Source organism: Clostridium oryzae, from assembly GCF_002029235.1.
Taxonomy (GTDB): domain Bacteria; phylum Bacillota; class Clostridia; order Clostridiales; family Clostridiaceae; genus Clostridium_AE; species Clostridium_AE oryzae.
This window is the reverse complement of the sequence record NZ_MZGV01000136.1, coordinates 1-3,134: the sequence shown is the minus strand read 5'-3', so window position 1 is coordinate 3,134 and position 3,134 is coordinate 1. Positions and strand designations below refer to the sequence as shown.

At 31.9% G+C, this 3,134-nt stretch carries 3 protein-coding genes; all 3 read right to left on the bottom strand.

Going from position 1 to position 3,134, the window contains the following annotated elements:
• Window positions 1–978: 978 nt before the first annotated feature.
• From CLORY_RS22590 to CLORY_RS22580, 3 genes are read right to left on the bottom strand one after another with little or no spacing between them, the layout of a single operon-like run.
• Complete coding sequence (locus tag CLORY_RS22590) at window positions 979–1,416, bottom strand: VOC family protein (RefSeq protein WP_242954496.1); 438 nt, start codon at window positions 1,414–1,416, stop codon at window positions 979–981.
• Between the two features lie 48 nt (window positions 1,417–1,464).
• Complete coding sequence (locus tag CLORY_RS22585) at window positions 1,465–2,385, bottom strand: helix-turn-helix transcriptional regulator (protein ID WP_079428815.1); 921 nt, start codon at window positions 2,383–2,385, stop codon at window positions 1,465–1,467.
• Window positions 2,386–2,394: 9 nt separating this feature from the next.
• Window positions 2,395–3,000 carry an NUDIX hydrolase gene (locus CLORY_RS22580; protein WP_079428813.1) on the bottom strand — a complete coding sequence of 202 codons (606 nt, stop codon included), beginning with the start codon at window positions 2,998–3,000 and terminating at the stop codon, window positions 2,395–2,397.
• Window positions 3,001–3,134: the final 134 nt, after the last annotated feature.

Below are 3,134 nucleotides of genomic sequence, written 5' to 3'. Positions count from 1 at the left end.
ACTCCAATATTTATTTTTAAAATCCTGATACTTATCTACTAATATTTCTTTTACTGTTATTTTCTTATCTACCATAATACCTATATTTTACACACTTATCCACAACCTTGCAATTACATAGTTTCCTCACTGGTGTTCAGAGAATGGAAAACATTGTTTAAAAAAAGTAATGCAGTAACCACAAATTATATAAACATGAATATTACATATATTTATCAATATATTCTCATAAGAAAAGAGTACAGTTGTCCAATAAATGCACTTTAATGTATATAGGATATTTTTTCATTCCATTTAAAATAGGTTGAGCAAACACTTATAGTTGTAGAATCTATAAGCTTTATAGTTCCAAATTTTTTAAGCGACTGCTTACTTTGGTTGATACTAATAATTTTTGTGTTATTGATTTCAGTATAGGAAGGAGTACCTCATATTTCAAATTATTATTATTTTTCAATAGTCAGTATCCTCCTTAAAAGTTTGTCCAAACATTACTTTACTAAGGATACTGACTTTTTTAAATGCTAAAATTTTGGACCCGCTACTAAAGTTTTCTATTTATCTTGTCAATATGATTTCATTTCCATTCTCTGAACACCAGTGTAGTTTCCTATAGAATAAAAAATGAAATGTTGTGGTACTACGGAGACCGATCTGTTCATTAAGCAATTGTAGCACGAATTTTATGCAAATTCGCTAACAATTGCTAAGTTCACTCTATTTCTCTTTCGCGCCACAACATTTTCTATGCTCTGTCTCTTAAAATTTTTTACCTTCTTCTCTTAACTCACTAACTTCAAAATATATTACTGTTTCTTTTTTATTTCTCCGTAAATATTATTTAATGTTTCTTTATTTAATCTTATCTTTTTTGTTTTATATAAAAGTATCTTAGCATTATCCACAATCGACTAAAGACACAAACTTCCAAAGAGCAAAAAATTAGAACATGACATTTCTCTCCTGGTGATTCCTATATTATTCCGTATATCTTCCCGTAATTTCAATGGTATTTCCATCTGGGTCACTTACAACAAACATGTAATAAGGCGAGGATATATTTATATACATTATCTCTGACAGCTTGCCAATATTCAAAAGCTTTAATCGCTCATATTCCTTTCTTAAATCCTCTACCCAGAAATTTAAAACAGTGCTATTACCATGCTTTATCATATTTTCACAGTAATACTTAATGTATGCCTTGTTGTAATGTTTTTCTAATTCCTTATTTTTGCTAATTAGTTTCTCATCGAATGTCTCATTAAATAAAGCAAGGCATTTTCCTTCAAAATCAAATTGTGCCCACCTGTCGTACCTCTTTACAGAAACCTTCATCTCAAGCAATTTCTCATAAAAATCTATAGCTTTTCCCATATCTCTTGCTATAAGATACACACTACCTAAATGCAGCATAGTGCACCTCCTTGTTTTTTATAAATTTTATCACAAGAAATATGTCATCTAGCTGTCATATTGGTTATACAGTTTTACCATCTCCTGTATTTTACTTATTATTATATCTCGAATATAAGCAGGTTCAATAACTTTCACATTACGTCCAAAACTCAATATATATCCATACAACCAATCATCCTCAGCATATTCAGCCACGACAGTGTATGTACCATTTTCGTTTCTAATAACATCCTCATAATTATAATTATCATACAGTCTATAAAGCGCAGCTTCAGTAAACTCAAGTGTTACCTTCACTACAGGCCTTCTTTTTAGTTCATCACTGCTTGGCTGTATTTGCTCATGAACTACAGTGCTGTCAAAAACTCTATCGGTTACCTTAAAATTTCTCATCCTAATAAGTTTGAACATTCTAAAATCCTTCTTATTCGTATCCCAGGATTTAAGATACCAGGAATGCTCTTTAAAGATCAGTTGAAGCGGTTCCACAGTTCTAAAAGCTTTTTCATTTCTTGTATTAACGTAATCAAAAGATACATATCGATGCTGCAAAATCCCACGCTTCACGTCCTTGAGATTTGTCAGGTTATTAGTTTCTGAACCCCAAGGTACATAATCTATACAAATCCAATCTTGTTGTTTTACCTTAAATAGAGATGAGAGTTTCTCCAAAGCCTGATCAGAATCAGGAGACCTTGTTATCTGAAGTGTTTCCAGAGCAAAAATAATATTCTCTCTTTCTTCTTCTGTCAAAAAAGCTTTTGACAGCGTAAATCCTTCCATAAGCGATATTCCACCCATATATCCCTTGCTGGTGTATATAGGAACACCACATTCCGAAAGAGTATCAATATCACGATATATTGTTCTTACAGACACGTTAAAACGTTCCGCTAACTCATTAGCAGTTATATTCTGTCTATTAAGCAAAATAAAAATAATATCAATCAAACGATTTAATTTCATCTCTTACTCCTAAAACATCTTTTCCCCGATTTCAGCAAAGCCTTGAAGCATAATAAATGCTCTCATATCTATTTTTGAATCTGTTTTCAAAAGCTCCTTGACCTCTTCCTGTGACATCAAAAAAGTTTCTATATCCTCATCCTCTTCCATGTAATCCTTAGATATCTCTCCTTTGCATGTACAGAACACTATAGCTGCCGACTCATCCGTCATTCCCGCAGAAGCATAGACGTTATTTCTTGTCTTTTCATGATTTATATTTGTAAGTTCTAATCCGGTTTCTTCCTTTAGCTCTCTTGTCGCAGCAACATCTATTTTTTCATCACCATCAATAAGACCTGCTGGTAATTCATATACGTAATCATTTAGCGGAACTCTGAACTGTCTAATAACCACAATTTTTTTCTGTTCCTTATGAAACGCTGCTATTATAACAGCATCCATCTTCTCTTCTTTTCCGTCAAAATATTGTGCTTTGAGAACTTCATAGCTTTTTCTGGAGGCTATCGTCCAGCGTTTTTTATTGCCAGCTTTATTTTTATATTCTGCTTCATAAAGGCTTAAAAACTTTGTTTGAGCAAGCATGTTCAGTTTTTCTATTCTTCCATTTTTCATTTAATTTCACCTCGTATAATATGTTTATAGCCAAGTAAAACTGGTTATAAACTTATCTTTTTTGTAGTATAGAGGTAGGAGACATCTTTGAGGAATTCTCCCTCATCCTATTTTCATCTATACAATTAATATTT